This window comes from Marinomonas sp. AWM4_232, assembly GCF_056158325.1.
This window is the reverse complement of sequence record NZ_JBSWTA010000001.1, coordinates 3,386,366-3,405,710: the sequence shown is the minus strand read 5'-3', so window position 1 is coordinate 3,405,710 and position 19,345 is coordinate 3,386,366. Positions and strand designations below refer to the sequence as shown.

Below are 19,345 nucleotides of genomic sequence, written 5' to 3'. Positions count from 1 at the left end.
TGAGTAAAACGCAATCATTTTCCGATAAAATTTAGATACACTATTTCTTGTCGAATGATGCTAACCGCATCCGAACTAAAAAGGCTACCAGCCAATCTACTTATGGAAGGAAAAGAATATGAGTTCTTTTGATCACACTAAATATCGTCCGTTTGAGCCGGTTGCGATTGAAAACCGCACTTGGCCTGATCAAGAAATCACAACCGCACCAATTTGGGCGAGTGTTGACCTGCGTGACGGCAACCAAGCACTGGTTGAACCAATGACTGTGGACCAAAAGAAAGAATTCTTTAAACTTCTTGTGGATGTAGGCTTTAAAGAAATCGAAGTAGGCTTCCCTGCTGCATCTCAGTTAGATTTTGACTTCGTTCGCTGGTTAGTAGAGGAAGATCAAGTACCTGATGATGTGTACATTCAAGTATTAACCCAAGCACGCCCAGAATTGATTGAGCGTACTTACGAATCGCTGAAAGGTGCTAAGAAAGCCGTTGTACACGTATACAACTCAACGTCTAAGACTCAGCGTGAGCAAGTATTCCGCTTAGGCAAAGACGGCATCAAAGATATTGCTGTTAAAGGCGCTCAGTGCGTTAAAGAGCACGCAGCCAAACATCCTGAAACAGAGTGGGTATTCCAATACTCTCCAGAAAGCTTCACAGGTACTGAGACTGACTTTGCGGTTGAAGTATGTGATGCCGTGATCGATGTATGGCAACCGACACCAGAAAACAAATGCATCATCAATTTGCCAGCCACCGTTGAGGTGACAACACCTAACCGCTTTGCTGACCAAATTGAATACTTCTGTCGAAAAGTTAAGAACCGTGACAGCATCATCGTTAGCTTACACACGCACAATGACCGTGGTTGTGGTGTAGCGGCAGCAGAACTTGGCTTAATGGCAGGTGCAGACCGTATTGAAGGAACTTTACTTGGTAACGGTGAACGTACAGGTAATATGTGTGTTGTGACCATGGCCATGAACATGTACAGCCAAGGCGTTAACCCTGAATTGAACTTTGCTGACATGGACCGCGTGATCAGCGTTGTTCAATCATGCACACAATTGCCTGTTCACCCACGTCATGCTTACGCTGGCGAATTGGTATTCACGGCATTCTCAGGTTCTCACCAAGACGCCATTAAGAAGTGTTTGGCGAATCAAACAGATGATAATCCTTGGGATGTGGCTTACTTGCCAATTGACCCTCGCGATATCGGCCGTAGCTACCAAGAAGTTATCCGCGTAAACAGCCAGTCAGGCAAAGGTGGCGTTGCCTTTGCACTTGAGCAAGAGTACGGCTTGGCTTTACCACGTTGGTTGCAAGTTGAGCTAAGCCCAATCGTTCAGAGCTTCTCAGAAGAAGATGGTGGCGTTATTGAAGCTGCGGACATGAAACGCCTATTTGAAGAAAACTTCATGACGGCTTCTGCGCCATACGCATTGGGTAACTACGAGCTTAGCAAGAAAGACCGTGACAGCGTCTCCGCTGAGCTAACCCATAAAGACGGCAATATTTCAGTACAAGGTGAAGGCAATGGTGCATTGTCAGCCTTTACCAGTGCGCTAAGTGAACAGTTCAACATTCGAGTAGACATTGTTCAGTACCAAGAACACGCTTTAACTGTCGGCAGTGATTCACAAGCGATTGCGTACATTCAAGCAAACATCGATGGAGAGCGTTACAACGGCGTAGCCATTGATAACGACATTGTTTCTGCTTCCATCCAAGCAGTACTTGCAACAGTGAACCAAAAAGTGAGTGCTTCAGAACAGGCGAACGTTGCATAACCCCCGCAACGTTGGTTTGAAACTGGGGTAAGTGGCAAAACCATTGCCCCAGATACTAGAAAGCCGAGCATTTATCCCGCTCGGTTTTTTTACGTTTGAAGTAGATGCAAATAACGAAATAATAGAAGTAGCAATCAGTTAGTAACCTTCGATAACCACTTTGTCTCGGCCAGTATTTTTAGCAATATATAACGCTACGTCAGCCCGTTTAATCAACTCAAGCTGATTGATATCATTATCGTACTTGCACGCGCCAACACTTACCGTAAGCCTTATTATATGACCATCATAATCATAGTTTTCCGCTGAAAGCACTTCACGATATCGTTCGCAAGCAATCTTGGCTTCTTCTGCGTTGGTATGGGGCAGAATAAGCCCAAACTCCTCCCCCCAATGCGCCCAAATACATCACCACTTCGTTGAGAAGCCATTAGCCGTTTCGACACTTCTCGTAAAATCAAGTCGCCGGCATCGTGACCGTAGGTATCATTGATTTGTTTAAAATGATCAATATCCAATATAGCAACACTCAACATCTGATCATGCCTGCGAGCTTTCGCCATTTCATCCCTAAGACGTTGCTCAAATGCGCGCCTATTTGGCAAATTTGTCAGATAATCCGTCGTCGATAAAGCCTCTAGTCGGGCATTAGCGTTCAACAGCTCTTTTCTCATTTCGGCTAAACGAGTGACGGCAATTATTTTAGCCAACAGCACTTTGTGTTGAATTGGCTTGGTTAGATAAGCATCCGCCCCTGCCTCTATACAACGTAATATATCCACATCTGTATCAGATCCGCTCAAAAAGATAATCGGCACCCAATTAGCTGCATAGGAACCTTGATATTTTCGGATCTCTGTAACCGCCTCAACACCAGATTTTTCTGGCATATTTAAATCCACTATTACAACATCAAGGTCTTTAGAGTTTTCATAAAAGTAGTTAACCAATTCAACCCCATTATTCACTTCTCTAACACAGTGGCCCAGCTTCTCTAAATGGAGCCTTAGAAGCATTCGATCCGAAGCCGAATCTTCGGCGATCAACATATTCATTTAAGCCATCCTTGAGACTTAAGAGCGCCTATTAAGTTGACCATTTCGCTCTTTATGACTTGCACTTGAGTTTGGGGAGAGTCTATCGCGCCAACTTTAGCCTGCTCTTCCATGACCTTCGCAAGATGATTTAACCGTATTGCCCCAACGTTCGCACTCACAGACTTTAAGCTGTGTGCGGGACGATAATAGGCATCGGAAGAGCTATTATTAGCCAACGCCCCCTCCATCTCTTCGATAATACGATCTGCGTCTTGCTGAAAAGCAAGCACAACTTCTTGCACTTGATCACCTAGAATTTCTTGCAGACCGTTAAGAACAGAATCATCTAAAACATCACTTGTTGACATAATCGTTAAGGCCTCCTCTTCAGCCTCCAAAGCAGCATCAATATTTAACCAGCCAGCAATGGTACGAACCAATTCGCTGCCTCTAAAGGGTTTGGTTATATAGCCATCTCCACCAATATCATTCACTGCTTGAATACGTTCCTTTTGTATATCTGCTGTTAGCGCTAAGATAGGAACTCGCTTTCCTGTAGAAGCTTCCATTTTCCGAATTTCTTGGATTGCAGTTAAACCATCCATCACCGGCATATGCAAATCCATAAGAATTAAGTCCGGATTTGTAGCCTGCCATCTTTCTATTGCCTCTTGGCCATTTTCGGCAGTTTCAATAGTCAGATCAAACGGCGCTAAAATACCTTTAACGACTAACAAATTAGCCCTCATGTCCTCCACAACAAGAATCTTAGCTGGAGGGATATAGACATCCTGCTGAGTTGGGTTATTAACAGCAAACACAGAATAACTTTGGTCAATAATTCTACTTTTAGCCAATGGCATTTTTATAATACTTTCAAGACCTGCTTTTATATCTCGTATGCTCGCAGGCTTATTGAGACACACATCAATATTGGCTTGTTTCAAATCATTTCGCGCCAGTGTTCCAGCAGAAGAGATCATAACAATGTGAGGCAAGCAATCCTTTGGACTCAGTTCCGCCAACATCTCCGCTAACTTAATGCCATCCATCTCAGGCATTAGATAATCCAATATCAGCAGATCGTAAGGCTTATTAGAAATGGCTGCATTCACTAAATTATCTAATGCAATCAGTGGGTTGTGTTGAAACTCTGCTTCTATGTCCAATTGTTGCAGTTGGTTTCTAAGAATGGATAGATTTGTTGGGTTGTCATCAACAACAAGTACTTTCTCAAAAGTATCAGGTGCTAAAACTATATCAACCTCGTCAGTTTTCTCAGACAATTTAAGCGGCAAGGAGACTTTAAAAGTACTGCCTTCATCTGGCGCACTGTGAACAGTGATCCCTCCCCCATCAACTCTACTAATTGTTTCGTAATGGCTAATCCAAGACCAGTCCCGCCAAACTTTCTGGTAGTAGAATTATCTGCTTGGGTGAAAGCATTAAACAGTTGCTCTTGGGCTCGTTTACTTATTCCTATGCCGGTATCAATGACGCTAATATCAACATGTATCTCGTAACCTGCTGCACCATATTCGCTTTCAACTCGAATAATCACTTGACCTTGCTCGGTGAACTTTATCGCATTCCCAACTAAATTGGTAAGAATTTGACGTATTCGATAAGGATCACCCTTTACAAAAGAGACATCTGGAAGGTTGTATTCGACTAATAGTTCAATGCCTTTTGATTCCGCCTTTATTACTAACAAACGCGATAAATCATAAACAAGCGCCTCCAAGTCAAAATCAATTTCTTCTAGGGAAAAGTGACCTGCTTCTATTTTTGAGAAATCTAATATTTCATTAATCAATTCTAATAAACTCTCACCAGAGCTGCGAATGATATTTAAATGATTCTCTTGCTGCTTTGAAAGCTCGGTCCCTGATAGAACTTCAGCCATACCTAGCACCCCATTCAAAGGGGTTCTGATTTCATGGGACATAGTGGCAAGAAAGTTACTTTTCGCTTGACTCGCTCTAATGGCTTCTTCACGCGCCTCTTTTAGAATAGATTCGGTTACATAGCGTTCAGTGACATCAATGTTAGTTCCAAACAGATATGACGCTTGACCTTGACTATTAAATGCAGTCCTAGCATTAGCATTTATATAACGGATTTCCCCATCTAATCTTTGAATTCTAAATACGATATCAAGATCTTGCTGAGTATCAATAACTAAATCTGATTCTGTTTGAACTCGCTCTAAATCTTCAGGGTGAATAAAAGATTCCCACTCTTTATAATCGACGGGACCTTCACGGTATGCTAAACCGTACAAATCAAACATTCGCTGATCCCAAATAAGAGAAGCCCGCTGGATATCCATCTCCCATACTCCAATCCCTGCTGAGTCTGTTGCCACACTTAAGCGGTTCTGTACCTTAGTCACCTCAGACTCAATTTTTAAACGAGATGTAATATCGCGAGCGTGTATGATGTATCCTTTGAAAGCGCCAGCCTCATCTTTAATTTTACTTCGAACATTCTCCGCAACAAATTCCGTACCATCAGCCTTTCGATAAGACATTCTATACTCTGCCAACTCAGGCATACTTTCATCTACGTACGCTTGGGACATACTCTGTGAATCAGAATTGTATGCATACAAGAACTCAGGAGTTTTGCCAATTAAGTCTTCTTCTTTATATTTAAACAATTCAAGTGCATGAGGGTTCACCATAACAATTTTACGCTTGTTATCCGTTACAACAATTGCTTCTGGTGCGTGCATGAACAACGAACGGAACAAGTCCATTTGTTGATGTAAGGCACTCTCAGCTATCTTTTGTTTTGAAATGTCATGAAATGCAAGAACACACGCCAAATTATCTTGTTCATCATTGACCGGTGTACAAGAATACTTAACAGGAAAAGTTTCGCCTTCATTTTTGTAGAAGGTAGCGACTTCACCATTAAGCTTTTGACGGTTGCGTATAGCGGATTTAATAGGATTTTCTTCAGCTATGAGATGGGCGCTTAAAGATAAGCTATCGTGCAATAAGCTACCTACAGGTCTTCCAATTAAGCTTTCTAAGTCCATTTGAGCTAACTGTGCAGCGGCGGGATTAGCAAAAATAATATAACCCGCTTCATCAAGGCCAACGATGCCATCATGAACTGACTCTAGTATCAATCTGTGTTGTTTTTGCGCTGATTGAGACACCCTTCTTTCTTGTTCTTTTGATAATTCACTTTGAAGCCATTGTCCCAGTAGCTTTACAAGCTCATACTCATCATCATTGAAATCTTTATGTCTAGCTTGCGCACTGGAAAAATTTAATGTTCCCCACGTGTGGCCACCTATTTTCAGAGAAACACCTAAATATGATTCAAGTTTAAAATTTTGATAGCAGGGATGTGTCGCGATCTCGCTTTGGCTTGCATGATAAAAACCAGTTACTTGATCCCTACTAAGAGTATGTACACAGTAGCATTCACCTAAATTAAAAACGGTACCTTTATCAGGTCCACCAAAGCTATAAGCTACTTCGTACATATCCCCATCAACATGACTGACTATTCCTATCGGTAAATTGAGAATATGACAACCAAGTTTTAATACTCGCTGAATTTTTTCTGAAAGAGCTATGTTTACGTCTGTTGTGATTTCATGAAATTGCTTTAAAGCTAACGTGATACGTTTTAGAGGTGTTTGATCACTAATGCAAACGTATAACCCAAACACTTCACCGCTTATAAAATATGGTGTGAAAGAGCAGACCACATGATAATAATTAACCCCCCCAGTAACGTTTGGAACGCGAGCAGAAATCTGAGCTTCCGCTGGTTGACCGCCTAATGCCCTCTCAATATCAGGTTTCACTTGCTCAAATTGATCAACGCCTATGATTTCAGCAATTGTTTTACCGATGACGCTTTCTTTGGACCGTTTGAAGACTCGTTCATAATGATTGTTAATATATTGGTATCTTAAGTCTTTGCCGACCATAGCGACGATAAAAGGAAAATCATCCGCCATAGCAAAGGAGTTAACCACTTCGCTATTAGCATGGCAGGCAGGAGTCGCTGTGTTTAAAAGTGCCTTAATCAAAGGTAAAGATTCATGGACGATATTTGCATCAACATATAATGGAACGCCTAGAGAAACCGTTTCTGAGACTGAAAACCACTCTAAGGAGGCAAAAGAAGCGGGCGTCATTGATTTGATGATCCCCTCTTCTACATAAAGTCCTTCACCATGATTAAGCACAACAGCCCAATGAGACACCGCACCGGTTCTCTCAAGTAAAATGGCAAGGGAACGAAACTCAGTAAATACCCCAGAAAACGAAAGTGTCCAGTGAATCGGATTTGGGTGGGTTGGCACTATCGTTGAGTTCATACATATCCCTTAGCCGTATAGCTCTATGGTTATCTCAAAAGCTAACTATTACATCGTATACCAATGTCAGCAACTTTTATTACTTAAACGAATAACTAAACTAACTTGTTAACCTAAACAAACACTTTAAAGATGGCATAATGTTGCAAATTTTATCAAGTGAAGTCTAACCCATGAACCCAAATGCGCTTAAACAACTGGCCGTGATTATCAAACAAGGCTCCATTAGCTCAGCGGCAGAGCAGCTTTTTGTCACTCAGCCTACACTTACTCGCGCCATTAAGCAGCTGGAACAAAAAGTCGGTGCGCCAGTACTAACTCGAACACGTTATGGTGTTGTAGCCACTGAAATCGGTGAACGCTTGGGTAAAATCGGTGAGAAAATCCTCTTAGATGCCGAGCAAGGCGAAGAAGTAATCCGACAATGGCACAGTGGTTTTCATAACGAGTTTTCTATCGGCGTCGATCCACTATGGGAATACGCAGCAACTCAACAAACAACCCATGCTTTCTTACAAGACGCACGTTATGTTTTCCATTTGAGAACAGGCTCGGCAGCCGCGCAAATCGAGCTACTGCAGCAAGGTGAGTTGGACTTTATTATTGGGCCTGCCCATCTGACAGATACGCAAAAAGGTCTCCGCAGAGAGGTGTTGTTTCGCGACAGGGCTGCCATTTTTGCAGGTGCAAAATCGGCACTGCTCAAGCAAAAACGAACTATTACGACAAACGATTTATCTAAGAGCAAATGGTTTATAGCAGGGGCTAACGCTGGCTTTATGAACCATCAGCATAATGTCGCACTGAACAATGCTGCCAAGATTAGTTTTACTGGCAGCATTCATTCGGTTATGAATCTTTTGAATTCAAGCGATATGCTCGTTCAGCTGCCTGCTCGTCTCGCCTTAATGAGCGGCGCACTCCAGTCAGAGCAAATGCTCATTATTGAGGATATGCCTGACCAACCAAGACGAGACATCGCTTTGTGGTCACGCAATGAAGAATCGGAACGTCCAGACGCGCAACGAATTCGACAGTTGACCTATGATCTCTTACAAAATTTAGATCAAACAACACCAGAGTATGGTCTGGAGCTTTAGCCCTTACTGGTTATACCAATTGAAGTCTTTAATGGTGCTCTCAACAACATCATTTGAGCGGCCTACTACAATCATACCCTCTCTTACCGAAGGTCGATAATCTCGGCCGTCTAGCATCTGCACTACACCACCGGCTTCTTGAATGGCCAAGATCCCAGCGGCATGATCCCAAGAATTAGGCTTTGAGCTAATGAAGAAATCTACATTACCATTTAGCATGGTCCGATATTCATGACAGCAACACCTAAGAGCAATGACTCTGGCAAATTTAGTTTGTGTTTGGGCTGCCAACATACGTTGACTCTTATCTTTAAACAGAAATGGAGAGAATATGCCCACTAATGACGGATCCGTTACTTGTTGAGAAAGCGCGACCTGCTTTGGAGCTTGATTTGGTTTTACGTACCAAGTTCCGTGCCCCTTAGACACCTCAAACCAATCATCATTAACAACATCGTATAAAAGCCCAAAGATCGTCTCGCCCTGATAGGCCGCGGCAATAAGAACGCCAAACGTCGATAAACCATTGGCGTAATTCCAAGTTCCATCGATTGGGTCAATAATCAACACTAAATCAGAAGAATCAAGTAAATCCAATACTGATTCATCTTCTGCCACAGCTTCCTCTCCTACAATCAAGGCATCAGGCAACGCTTCTTGAAAACGTGCAGTCATCGCTTTCTCTGCAGCAACATCGGCAACCGTCACCAAGTCATCAAACCCAGATTTGGTATCAATCGCATCACTTGTAAGAGATCGAAAACGCGACAATATTTCTGTTTTAGCAACGTCTCGAACAATCTCAATAATAGTTTGCTTATCTTGCATTGAAAGCATGCATGCTCCTTGCGCTAGTTGTTTTTCTTTGTAAAAAAAAGAGGATGCCACCACTCTATTACATTACTTGGACAGAAACCACATCCCACATTTTTAGTAACTTTGTTCAATGAGCAAGTTTCAGCACGACCACACCTGAAATAATCATCAGAATACCGAAATAACGCATTGCAGAGCCTGGGTCACCAAAAAACACCACACCAACTAAAAAGGTGCCAGCAGCGCCAATCCCAGTCCATACTGCGTAGGCCGTACCAATAGGGATCTGTTTCTGCGCTAGCCACAGAAACATGCCACTAATGGCCATAAAAGCAATTGCCATCAAGATACCGGGCCACCTTACTGAGGAAGTTTGTGCGATTTTCATACCTAACGGCCAACCTATTTCTGTCAACCCTGCCAACAACAAATATATCCAGCTCATATCTACCTCCAAATTCAGATGAACTGCTAATGTTTGACCAACATAATATCTATAAATAAGATACTTAGTAGTTAATAACCATCTAAATAATTCATATGCAAAACTTAGAACATATTCGAATGCTGGTACTTTCTGCTGACTTGGGCTCTTTTTCGGCTTGCGCAAGAAAACTAGGTAAAGTGCAATCTGCTGTCAGTCACGGCATCAATTCCTTGGAAATTGATCTCAATGTCACGCTGTTTGATCGTAGTACTCGTAAACCAACACTTACGCCAGCAGGAGAACGCCTTTATCGAAGTGCCAAGGCACTACTGGCACAATCAGACGAGTTCGAACAGATTGCCCAATCTGTCAACCGAAGAGAAGAAGGTCTTATACGTCTCGCCATAGATGATGCTTTAATGACACCTCAGGTATTAACGCTCCTAGAACAGTTTTCTGATCAGTACCCTCATACACAACTTGAGTTTTTAGCTCTGCCATCACCCGATATCATTCAACCAATACAAACAAATCAAGCACATTTAGGTGTTATGTTTTCTGAAATTAAAACCTTTAAGGAAGTCGACTTCGGATACATTGGGCAAATTAAAATGCTGCCTGTTTGCCATGCACAATCGCCATTAGCCGCTCAAAAACAAGTGACAGAAACCGCTCTATACCCGTATCGCCAAGTGGCTATTCGTGGAGGAAAGAAAATTGAGCCTTCAATGTTGGTTAGCATGACACCAAATGTTTGGTGGTGTTCAAGCACTCAAACAGCTTTAGATTTGATTCTAAGTAACATTGGTTGGGGATATTTACCCTACCATCTTGTTCAAGACGCTCTGAAAGACAAGCGTTTGGTAAAAGTAGATGTCGAGTTTGATCAGAAAATATGGGAAGCGCCAATCGACCTTGTCTGGCAGCGAGGCAGTTCAAGAGGCCCTGCGCTAACGTGGTTGATACAAGAATTCAAAGCTGCCTTTGCTCAAGCTGATTATTAGAAAACCATTCTACAAATATTCATCTTTTCTATCTTATTAATAGATAAACAGTTTTTCTAAATACTGCACTGTATGCGCTCTCCATATCGATAGAAATAAAGCAAAACAGTTGACTTAACCAAAATGTTATCGGTAACATTGCGCTTAGTTACCGGTAACATATCCATGTAACTGGTTTCTTTATCATTCCTTCAAAACAATAAATAGCGGGAAGACATCATGAGCACATTTGCCAAGACGTTACTCACTGCCACGCTTACTGGCGCCCTATCCGTATCAGCATTCGCAGCTGACTACACTTTTAAATTCCAATCATCTGACCCATCAGGTGACAAAAACTTCCAAATCCAAAAAGAATGGACTGAGCGTGTAGAGCTTATGTCTGGCGGTCGTATCAAGATCAACTTACTTCCAGTTGGCAGTGTTTTTAAACACACTGAAACCCTTGATGGCATCAAAATGGGCATTCTTGATGGTCAAATTACCGCGACAGAGTTCTTCTCTGGTAAAGACGCTGCTTTCGGCCTAATTGGTAACACCGTTGGTGCGTGGTCAGATACTAGCCAACTATTGCAATACATTAACTACGGCGGTGGTTACGAGCTAATGAACGAACTTTACGCTCCTTACGGCGTAAAATTCATTGGTGGTTCTACAACGGGTGTTGAGTCTTTCGTATCGCGTGTACCACTAAATGGTGTTGAAGACCTGAAAGGCCTTAAACTTCGTGCACCAGAAGGTCTAGTACAGCGTGTATTTGCCGCGGCAGGTGCTGCACCAGTAAACCTACCGGGTTCTGAAGTATTCACTGGTCTAAGCAAAGGCGTTATCGACGCGGCTGACTACACAGTGTTTTCTACCAACCAGAAAGCGGGTATGAACGACATTGCCACACACCCAGTTCAACCTGGCTTCCACTCGCTACCATTGATCGACGTTTCAATGAGCATGAAAAAGTGGAACAAGCTTCCTGAAGATCTTCAAGCCATCATGACAACTTCGGTTCGTGACTTCGCTAACGACATCACGACTCAGCTACGCATTGCAGACCAAAAAGCAGTGAAAGCGGCTCAAGATGATCCAAACATCACTATCCACGACTGGTCTGCAGAAGAACGTAAGAAGTTCCGTGCGATTGCTCGTACACAGTGGGAAGAGTTTGCTAAGCAATCTCCAAACGCACAGAAAGTGTATGACTCAGTAACTTCTTACCTTGAAGAAAACGGCCTTCTTTAATCTTTAAGAAGACCATCGCCAAACCAAAACAGGAGCTTTGTGAGCTTGTAAATGACAAGCTAACAGGCTCCTGTTTTAAACTGGACCCTACCCCATGAGCAAAGAAACCCCCATTCCACATACTGAAGATACTGCAGAACAACCACGCAATCTTTTAGATAAAGCCATTGTTCGTATCGGCAATGCGTTAAGTCTGTTGTTTCTTTTTACAGTGGCTATTTCATTTTATGAAGTGGTCATGCGTTACGTTTTCAATGCCCCGACAATATGGGTGCATGAATCTGCGTCTTTTCTAGGAGCGTGCTTATTTGTCTTCGGTGGCATCTACGCCTTAGCGACTAATAAACACGTTCGCGTTGTGTTGATTTACGACGCGGTCTCAGAGCGCACACGCCAATACCTGAATGTCTTTCATCACATTATGGGACTAATTTTTGCTGGGTTACTCGCGTACGCGGCTTATCAAATGACCGAAAGCGCGGTGCTATCTCCATTTGGCGACATTCATTTTGAGACGTCAGGCTCAGCTTGGAATCCTCCGTTTCCAGCGTACGTGAAAATTACCATTTTCATCACTATGTGCGTGATGTTCATTCAGTTCGCTCTTCACTTAATTCAAGAAGTACTGAACCTAAGGAAGTCATAAGATGTTTGATTTATCTAGCTTGGGCATTGGCTACGGCAGCCTTTTAATGTTGGTGTCCATGATCCTGCTGCTACTCGCAGGTATGCAGTTGGCCATGGTGACAGGTCTTGTGGCACTGGTTTTTGCAATCGGTTGGTTTGGGATTGATGCCCTACCCCTGGTGACTAGCCGTTTATACAGTTTTGTTGGTGGCTACGTATTCTTGGCCGTCCCTATGTTTGTACTGATGGCCGCCTTACTTGATCGCTCGGGTATTGCACGTGACTTATTCGATGCTATGAAAGTACTCGGACGTAGAGTTCGCGGTGGTGTTGCGGTTCAAACTCTTGTGGTAGCCGTGATTTTGGCTTCTATGTCTGGGGTAATCGGTGGTGAGACTGTACTGCTAGGTATCCTGGCATTACCACAGATGCTGCGTCTTGGTTACAACCGCAAGCTCGCTATCGGTACTACCTGTGCGGGCGGCGCATTGGGCACTATGCTCCCACCAAGTATCGTATTAATTATCTATGGTTTAACGGCAAGTGTATCGATTGGCGACCTGTTCAAGTCGGCGTTCCTGCCTGCATTGATTCTAGCCGCGGCATACATGACTTATGTTTTAATCATTTGTCGACAACACCCTGAATACGCACCACTTCCAACCGAAGAAGAACTTGCTCAAGAAAGCGACATCAATTATTTCAAGGCACTGTTTTTCCCTGTGCTGTCTGTCGCGGTCGTGCTTGGCAGTATCTACACCGGTATCGCATCGGTAACAGAAGCGTCTGCGTTAGGTGTTGTAGGTATCTTTATCAGTGCCTGGATTCGCGGCGAATTAAGCTTCGAGATGCTTAAAGACAGTGCAAAAGCGACCATGAGCACCTGTGGCATGATCATTTGGATCGGTATTGGTGCGACGGCCTTAGTAGGTGTTTACAACCTAATGGGCGGTATCGATTTCGTCGAAGAGACTATCCTTGCTCTGTCTGGCGGCAGTGTCATGGGTACGATCCTAATCATGATGGTGATCCTCTTAGTATTAGGTATGTTCTTGGATTGGGTAGGCGTTGCTTTGCTTACCATGCCAATCTTTGTACCGATCATCACTAACCTTGGTTTAGACCCTGTTTGGTTTGGTGTTGTGTTCTGTCTAAACATGCAGGTGTCCTTCTTGTCACCTCCATTTGGTCCAGCCGCTTTCTACTTGAAATCTGTGGCACCAAAAGACATCAGCTTAGGTGAAATTTTCAGCTCTTTATTACCATTTATCGCCCTTCAGGTAAGCGTACTTGCATTAGTTATCATCTTCCCTGAGTTGGCAATTTGGTGGAAATAAGTGGCCAAGCCAATCTGTAAAGACACAAGTAATTACGCAGAGTGCCAGTTGGCACTTTGCTAGAGAGGAAAAAATGATTAATAAAATCATTGTTATGGGAGTTTCTGGCTGCGGAAAGTCTTCAATGGGACAAAAAATTGCAGCGCACTTCGGATTTCCGTTTTTTGATGGTGATGATTACCACAGTGAAGCCAATGTCGAAAAAATGCGCCAAGGCATTCCACTTACAGATGAAGATCGATTTGGCTGGTTAAAAACACTGAATGGTATTTTGAAAAATCATCCTACGGCTGTCGTTGCCTGCTCAGGCCTAAAACCTGAATACCGAGAGATATTACGCCATGATGTAAATGACTTAAGGATCATTTATCTTCAAGGGGACTTCGAAACGATTTGGCAGCGTCATCAAAAGCGAGACGGGCATTATTTTAATGGCAAAGAAATGCTTGAGAGCCAGTTCGCCACGTTAGTAGAACCCAAAGATGAAGCAGATGTTATTATCGTCGATATCCGTCATACAATCGATCAGGTTTTCAGCGTAAGCATTCAAGCGCTAGAAGCAAAATAACGCATGTTAGCTGACCTTAAACATTTGTTTTAAAGTCAGCTAACTTATTATTTCATATTGCTTTTTTATAATCCGCTCATTCGCAGCTTACCTAATATGTGGTAATGTAAACGTTAACAGAACAAAAACAGATCGATCAAAAATGAAGAAGAAGCGCCCCACCTTACAGGATGTAGCTGACTTAGTCGGAGTGACAAAAATGACTGTCAGTCGTAGCATTCGTAATCCGGATCAAGTGTCGGATGCGCTACGTGATAGAATTCAAGCGGCGCTAGATGAGCTAGGTTATATCCCTAATCGAGCTCCGGATATTTTATCGAAATCAAAAAGCCACGCCATTGGTGTCTTACTTCCCTCTCTTACCAACCAAGTTTTCGCTGAAGTCATTCGAGGTGTTGAGTCCGTACTTGAACCGGAAGGCTATCAGACTATGTTGGCTCACTTTGGTTACAGCAAAGAAGTGGAAGAAAAGCGTATTGAGACACTGCTCTCATACAATGTCGACGCATTAATCATTTCTGACAGTGTTCATACTCCCAAAGCACAGAAAATGCTGGAAAATGCTGGCGTGCCGGTTATTGAAATCATGGACTCAACGTCCTCTAGTCCACTGCACATTATTGGCATCGATAACTGTGCTGCCGCACGTGATATGACTCAGACCATGCTTGATCAAGGCCATCGTAATATTGTTTTCTTTGCAGCGCGTATGGACACACGTACACTGCAAAAGATCAAAGGCTATCAACAAGCCATGACACAGAATGGTTTAAAAACAGTCGTTAAAGAAACCGAAAAAGCTTCTTCTTTCTCATTGGGTGCTCAGTTTCTTGACGAAATATTGCAGGAACATCCTGAGACGGACGGCATTATTTGTACCAATGACGACTTGGCAATCGGGGCTATTTACGCCTGCCAAAAGAGAAATATCAGAGTCCCTGAACAAATAGGCATGGCAGGATTTCACGGGTTAGACATCGCACGAGCGATGATACCTTTACTTGCTACGGTTATCACACCACGTGAAGAAATAGGGCGCTTGGCTGCCAAAAACATCATTCAAAGCCTCAATGGCCAACCTCCTCAAATTCAAACAATACAGCTTGATTACAAAATTGAGTGTGGTGAAAGCATCAGATCGAACAGGTGATTGCCATAAAAAAAGGGAAGTATGCGGGGTGTTGAAGAGTCGCACATACTTCCCTTAAAGGGTGACGTTAATCATCATCACAGGCCTATTCAAGTAGTTTAAAAAGGCACCGAGCTAGCAAGTTATCCCCCATTTATGATGACTTACCGACTCCGTGACAATGATAGAAATAGATCACCATTCCATAGAGGACTTCGCATACGATATAGGGCAGAACAAATATGTATCGCGACGTCGAGATACATAATAGAGCCTTTAAGACTATTCAATCTTACTGTGTGCGCCCAAGATCACATTATTTACGACATATTTCTACATGATATTTTGAAGCATAAGTTTTTATTAGAGCTTTTCATGACCTTTGAGCATCAATGTAGAAAATAAAGTAAGCCACTAATAGTGAAGAACGAAAAAATTGTTGTAATCATCAAGGTGCTCGCACAGAAATTTCTTTGCCCATAGGTATCGCCGATAATCGGATAAATACTAAACATTGGCATCGCAGCAAACAATAAAGCAGACGCTTTAAGCTCAAACGGCATCGTCGGAAACGCTTGCAGACCTGCAAACACAACCAATGGAAAAATTACTAATTTAACGCTGGCGACCAGTGCTGTTCGAGTTTTACTGCCACGGATAACCACGCCTACTAAAGAGCCGCCGATTACGATCAAAGCACATGGCGCCGCCGCCGAGGCGAGAAGCTCTAACCCGCCCCCCATAAAATTAGGCAAGTGCACTCCAAGCAAAGACATGATTACGCCAGTAAAAACCGCCATAATAATTGGGTTAGTTGCGATACGCTTGACTACATTAAGTAATACTTTACGACCTGCACCAGATTCTTGGTGATACAAAGACTCAATTACGATCAAACCAACCGGTAAGAACAGAATATTCTCAACAACTAGCGACATGGCGAATGCTTGGGCTGGAGCATTGTCCAAATACTGAAGCAAAATGGGAAAGCCAATAAATGAACTGTTTGGCATCATTGCTCCAATACCACTGACAGCGCCATTACCCCAAGACTCTTTCAACACACTTTTAACTAATACAAGTGTTAGTGAAAAAGCCGTTAACCCTCCTATGGCATAAACCCCCATATAGGAAAGATCAACTACAGCTCTTAAGTCTAAAGATGAGATTTTGGTAACCATTACCGAAGGCAATGCAAAATATAGAACAAACTTACTTAAAGCAGGCAAGGCATCTGTACTGAGGAGTTGATACTTAGTCCCAACGAAACCAAGCAAAATCAAGAAGAAAATAGGTGCAGTAATATTAAGAACAACGTCCAAAGTAAATCCCTACTAAATTGGTCTAAATAAGTGGTTGATCCTATATTAAACTCAACTTAATAACATTACGTTACATAATTAACGAAGGCTTTCTGCATAAATCCAATAATGAGAAAGCCTGAAAGATGGGATCAAATGGACATCATTGATCCTGTGCGGCATGCCAGTTCACAAGATTTTCAAACGCGGTACGAAAATACAGTTCATAACTGTTTTTTTCGACATAACCGATATGTGGTGTCGCGGTAACATTTTCTAATGTGAGTAACGGCTCCTGCTCCAACGAAGCAGGCTCATGATCAAACACATCAATAGCTGCTTGTCGTTTGGGGTGATGTCGTAAGGCTTCAAATAAAGCATTCTTCTCTACTAACTCGGATCGGCTCGTATTTACAAACAAAACGGTATCTTTCATCAAAGCAAGGTCACTGGCAGTCACGCAGTTTCTTGTGGCTTCGTTTAGTCGCAAATGGAGAGTAATAACATCCGCTTGGGTGAAAAAATCTTGTTTACTTTCCGCTGCCGTAAACCCGTCTAGCACTGCTTGATCACGGGAAGACTGACTCCCCCAAACCAACACCTGCATATCAAAAACCTTAGCGTATTGGGCGATACGCTTACCTATTTTTCCATACCCCCAAATCCCTAAGGTTAATCCATGCAGCGTTCTTCCAAGCCCCATATTTCCGGAACTTTGCCAGATATTTTCACGCAAGTTGTCACTATAACTTGGGATGTGTCTGATTGCGGACATAAGCAACGCCCAAGTTAACTCAGAAGGCGCCACAGGTGAGCCTACGCCTTCAAGAACCTGAACGCCGTAACGCCGACATAGTGTGACATCGATATGATTACTAACTTTGCCTGTCTGACTGATCACCTTGAGCCTAGGGAGTTTTTTCAGAAGAGATTCAGTAATGAGAGTTCTCTCACGAATAAGAACAAGTGCTTCAACATCAGCCAATTTCTCAACCAATTTTTTTTCACTGTAGGTTTGTTTTAGAACTTTTACTTCGTGATCTTCCAGTAAATAGAAGCATTCCAAATCCTGAACTACGTTTTGGTAATCATCTAGAATTGCAATTTTCATAGTATTCCCTCTGACATGCAGGCCTAATTAAACCAAACATTGGAAACCTCATACTATGATAATCACGTTGATATAAAAATAGGATCACTCGATTAAACTATCAGTATTCTTTGGCTCTTAAGTATACGCGAAATCTTCATCAGCATGCGGCAACTCCTGGACAGCCGACACGACAATATAATTCAACTCGCCACTTTATTTATATATGCCCCTACCACTTTCGTATTACACCCATGCAAAAACATTAGCCGAACCGCGAAGATATGATAAATTTGCTGCTTTAAAGGACTCACCAACAGGAGTAACTAATGAGCCAAATTTGCGAGCTAGCAGATTTACAACGCTTGTATCAAAAGCGTGTTCCTAAAATGTTTCAGGGTTATTGTGAGTCAGGCTCATGGACTCAACAAACTCTTGGGCTTAATAAATCTGACTTTCAACGTATTTTATTCCGTCAAAGGGTCGCAAGAGATTTAGAGCCAAGATCACTCGCCTCACAGATGGTTGGCCAAGATGTTAAAATGCCTGTGGCTATAGCGCCAGTTGGTCTACTGGGGATGCAACATGCTGACGGTGAAATCCTAGCAGCGCAAGCCGCAGAAGAGTTTGGTATTCCTTTCACCCTATCTACGATGAGCATCTGCTCTATTGAAGCGGTTGCCAAAAAAACTCAAAAGCCTTTTTGGTTCCAGCTTTATGTTCAGAAAGATCGTGAGTTTACTAAGAAGCTTATTGAACGAGCAAAAGCCGCGGGCTGTAGCGCACTTGTCGTAACACTCGATCTACAAATGATTGGCCGTCGTCATGCTGACCATCGCAATGGTATGACCGCACCTCCAAGATTAACTCTACCCAATATCATTGACATTGCCCGTCGCCCTAAGTGGGCTCTTGGTATGGCCAATACTCGTAATAAAGCCTTCGGTAACATCCAAGGTTGTGCGACCGGCGTAGATGACATGTCTGATTTGATGAAATGGACTGCAGGCTCATTTGATACCAAATTGAACTGGGAAGACATCCGTTTTTTCAGAGAGCTTTGGCAAGGACCTTTGATCATCAAAGGTATTATGGAAGTCGAAGACGCTAAAGAATGTGTCAAGCTAGGTGCCGATGCCATTGTTGTCTCCAATCATGGTGGCCGTCAGTTGGATGGAGCACGATCAACGATATCCACTCTTCCAGAGATTGTCGCAGAAGTGGGTAATCAAATAGAAGTCTGGCTAGACAGTGGCATTCGCAGTGGACAAGACATCATTCGTGCAAAAGCATTGGGAGCAAAAGGTGTTATGGTAGGACGGCCAATGGTCTACGGTTTAGGCGCTATGGGTAAAGCGGGCGTAACCAAAATGCTGGAAATATTTCACCAAGAAGCAGAACTTACCATGGCGTTTATCGGTCATCGAGACATAGCAAATGTGTCTCGCAAGGATATTGTTTTTCAAGAAGAGACATTTAAGAACGTATAATCGCTGACTCACACTAAGGGCAAATACCAGCCCTTAGTGTGAA

The 19,345-nt window shown here is 42.9% G+C and carries 15 protein-coding genes and 1 pseudogene; 9 read left to right on the top strand and 7 right to left on the bottom strand.

Features of this window, described 5'->3' with window-relative positions; translation table 11 throughout:
- Positions 1 to 118 precede the first annotated feature (118 nt).
- A complete protein-coding gene (leuA, locus tag ACXAC1_RS16210; protein WP_475062789.1) occupies positions 119 to 1,792 on the top strand; it encodes a 2-isopropylmalate synthase in 1,674 nt (557 codons plus the stop codon).
- A 138-nt stretch (positions 1,793 to 1,930) separates the two neighbouring features.
- On the opposite strand, the pseudogene ACXAC1_RS16205 reads toward leuA, so the two are convergent.
- From ACXAC1_RS16205 to ACXAC1_RS16195, 3 genes and pseudogenes are all read right to left on the bottom strand, one after another.
- Positions 1,931 to 2,841, bottom strand: a pseudogene (locus ACXAC1_RS16205) (GGDEF domain-containing response regulator).
- Positions 2,842 to 2,843: 2 nt separating this feature from the next.
- Positions 2,844 to 4,115, bottom strand: coding sequence for an Hpt domain-containing response regulator (locus ACXAC1_RS16200; RefSeq protein ID WP_475062787.1), 1,272 nt, complete (start codon positions 4,113 to 4,115; stop codon positions 2,844 to 2,846).
- Positions 4,085 to 7,177: a PAS domain S-box protein gene (locus ACXAC1_RS16195; protein WP_475062785.1), complete on the bottom strand. Its 3,093-nt coding sequence runs from the start codon at positions 7,175 to 7,177 to the stop codon at positions 4,085 to 4,087. Before ACXAC1_RS16195 ends, ACXAC1_RS16200 begins: the two co-directional genes overlap by 31 nt.
- Positions 7,178 to 7,350: 173 nt before the next feature.
- Between ACXAC1_RS16195 and ACXAC1_RS16190 the strand changes: the two genes are divergently transcribed.
- The gene (locus ACXAC1_RS16190) at positions 7,351 to 8,277 is read left to right on the top strand and encodes a LysR family transcriptional regulator (RefSeq protein WP_475062783.1); all 927 of its coding nucleotides are present in this window, start codon (positions 7,351 to 7,353) and stop codon (positions 8,275 to 8,277) included.
- 3 nt (positions 8,278 to 8,280) lie between these two features.
- Here the strand turns inward: ACXAC1_RS16190 and ACXAC1_RS16185 are convergent, their stop codons facing one another.
- Positions 8,281 to 9,114 carry an inositol monophosphatase family protein gene (locus tag ACXAC1_RS16185; protein WP_475062781.1) on the bottom strand — a complete coding sequence of 278 codons (834 nt, stop codon included), beginning with the start codon at positions 9,112 to 9,114 and terminating at the stop codon, positions 8,281 to 8,283.
- Between the two features lie 106 nt (positions 9,115 to 9,220).
- Positions 9,221 to 9,538: a DMT family transporter gene (locus tag ACXAC1_RS16180; RefSeq protein ID WP_475062779.1), complete on the bottom strand. Its 318-nt coding sequence runs from the start codon at positions 9,536 to 9,538 to the stop codon at positions 9,221 to 9,223.
- A 95-nt stretch (positions 9,539 to 9,633) separates the two neighbouring features.
- On the opposite strand from ACXAC1_RS16180, the gene ACXAC1_RS16175 reads away from it, so the two are divergent.
- From ACXAC1_RS16175 to ACXAC1_RS16150, 6 genes are all read left to right on the top strand, one after another.
- Positions 9,634 to 10,524 carry a LysR family transcriptional regulator gene (locus tag ACXAC1_RS16175; RefSeq protein WP_475062777.1) on the top strand — a complete coding sequence of 297 codons (891 nt, stop codon included), beginning with the start codon at positions 9,634 to 9,636 and terminating at the stop codon, positions 10,522 to 10,524.
- Positions 10,525 to 10,743: 219 nt separating this feature from the next.
- Positions 10,744 to 11,760 (top strand): TRAP transporter substrate-binding protein, encoded by a 1,017-nt coding sequence (locus tag ACXAC1_RS16170; RefSeq protein WP_475062776.1) that lies wholly within the window; start codon positions 10,744 to 10,746, stop codon positions 11,758 to 11,760.
- A gap of 94 nt (positions 11,761 to 11,854) precedes the next feature.
- Positions 11,855 to 12,406, top strand: coding sequence for a TRAP transporter small permease subunit (locus tag ACXAC1_RS16165; protein WP_475062774.1), 552 nt, complete (start codon positions 11,855 to 11,857; stop codon positions 12,404 to 12,406).
- A 1-nt stretch (position 12,407) separates the two neighbouring features.
- Positions 12,408 to 13,724: a TRAP transporter large permease gene (locus tag ACXAC1_RS16160; RefSeq protein ID WP_475062772.1), complete on the top strand. Its 1,317-nt coding sequence runs from the start codon at positions 12,408 to 12,410 to the stop codon at positions 13,722 to 13,724.
- 73 nt (positions 13,725 to 13,797) lie between these two features.
- Positions 13,798 to 14,292, top strand: coding sequence for a gluconokinase (locus tag ACXAC1_RS16155; protein ID WP_475062771.1), 495 nt, complete (start codon positions 13,798 to 13,800; stop codon positions 14,290 to 14,292).
- A 142-nt stretch (positions 14,293 to 14,434) separates the two neighbouring features.
- Complete coding sequence (locus ACXAC1_RS16150) at positions 14,435 to 15,442, top strand: substrate-binding domain-containing protein (RefSeq protein ID WP_475062769.1); 1,008 nt, start codon at positions 14,435 to 14,437, stop codon at positions 15,440 to 15,442.
- Positions 15,443 to 15,810: 368 nt separating this feature from the next.
- Here the strand turns inward: ACXAC1_RS16150 and ACXAC1_RS16145 are convergent, their stop codons facing one another.
- A complete protein-coding gene (locus ACXAC1_RS16145) occupies positions 15,811 to 16,743 on the bottom strand; it encodes an AEC family transporter (protein ID WP_475062767.1) in 933 nt (310 codons plus the stop codon).
- 142 nt (positions 16,744 to 16,885) lie between these two features.
- Positions 16,886 to 17,833 carry a D-2-hydroxyacid dehydrogenase family protein gene (locus ACXAC1_RS16140; protein WP_475062766.1) on the bottom strand — a complete coding sequence of 316 codons (948 nt, stop codon included), beginning with the start codon at positions 17,831 to 17,833 and terminating at the stop codon, positions 16,886 to 16,888.
- Positions 17,834 to 18,141: 308 nt separating this feature from the next.
- Between ACXAC1_RS16140 and ACXAC1_RS16135 the strand changes: the two genes are divergently transcribed.
- On the top strand, positions 18,142 to 19,302 hold the full coding sequence (locus tag ACXAC1_RS16135; RefSeq protein WP_475062765.1) for an alpha-hydroxy acid oxidase: 1,161 nt from the start codon (positions 18,142 to 18,144) through the stop codon (positions 19,300 to 19,302).
- Positions 19,303 to 19,345: the final 43 nt, after the last annotated feature.

Coding starts and splice junctions, on each gene's coding strand:
- ACXAC1_RS16150 (WP_475062769.1), top strand. CDS start 14,435: ATGAAGAAGAAGCGCCCCACCTTACAGGATGTAGCTGACTTAGTCGGA.
- ACXAC1_RS16190 (WP_475062783.1), top strand. CDS start 7,351: ATGAACCCAAATGCGCTTAAACAACTGGCCGTGATTATCAAACAAGGC.
- ACXAC1_RS16175 (WP_475062777.1), top strand. CDS start 9,634: ATGCAAAACTTAGAACATATTCGAATGCTGGTACTTTCTGCTGACTTG.
- leuA (WP_475062789.1), top strand. CDS start 119: ATGAGTTCTTTTGATCACACTAAATATCGTCCGTTTGAGCCGGTTGCG.
- ACXAC1_RS16155 (WP_475062771.1), top strand. CDS start 13,798: ATGATTAATAAAATCATTGTTATGGGAGTTTCTGGCTGCGGAAAGTCT.
- ACXAC1_RS16195 (WP_475062785.1), bottom strand. CDS start 7,177: ATGAACTCAACGATAGTGCCAACCCACCCAAATCCGATTCACTGGACA.
- ACXAC1_RS16180 (WP_475062779.1), bottom strand. CDS start 9,538: ATGAGCTGGATATATTTGTTGTTGGCAGGGTTGACAGAAATAGGTTGG.
- ACXAC1_RS16170 (WP_475062776.1), top strand. CDS start 10,744: ATGAGCACATTTGCCAAGACGTTACTCACTGCCACGCTTACTGGCGCC.
- ACXAC1_RS16165 (WP_475062774.1), top strand. CDS start 11,855: ATGAGCAAAGAAACCCCCATTCCACATACTGAAGATACTGCAGAACAA.
- ACXAC1_RS16140 (WP_475062766.1), bottom strand. CDS start 17,833: ATGAAAATTGCAATTCTAGATGATTACCAAAACGTAGTTCAGGATTTG.
- ACXAC1_RS16160 (WP_475062772.1), top strand. CDS start 12,408: ATGTTTGATTTATCTAGCTTGGGCATTGGCTACGGCAGCCTTTTAATG.
- ACXAC1_RS16185 (WP_475062781.1), bottom strand. CDS start 9,114: ATGCTTTCAATGCAAGATAAGCAAACTATTATTGAGATTGTTCGAGAC.
- ACXAC1_RS16135 (WP_475062765.1), top strand. CDS start 18,142: ATGAGCCAAATTTGCGAGCTAGCAGATTTACAACGCTTGTATCAAAAG.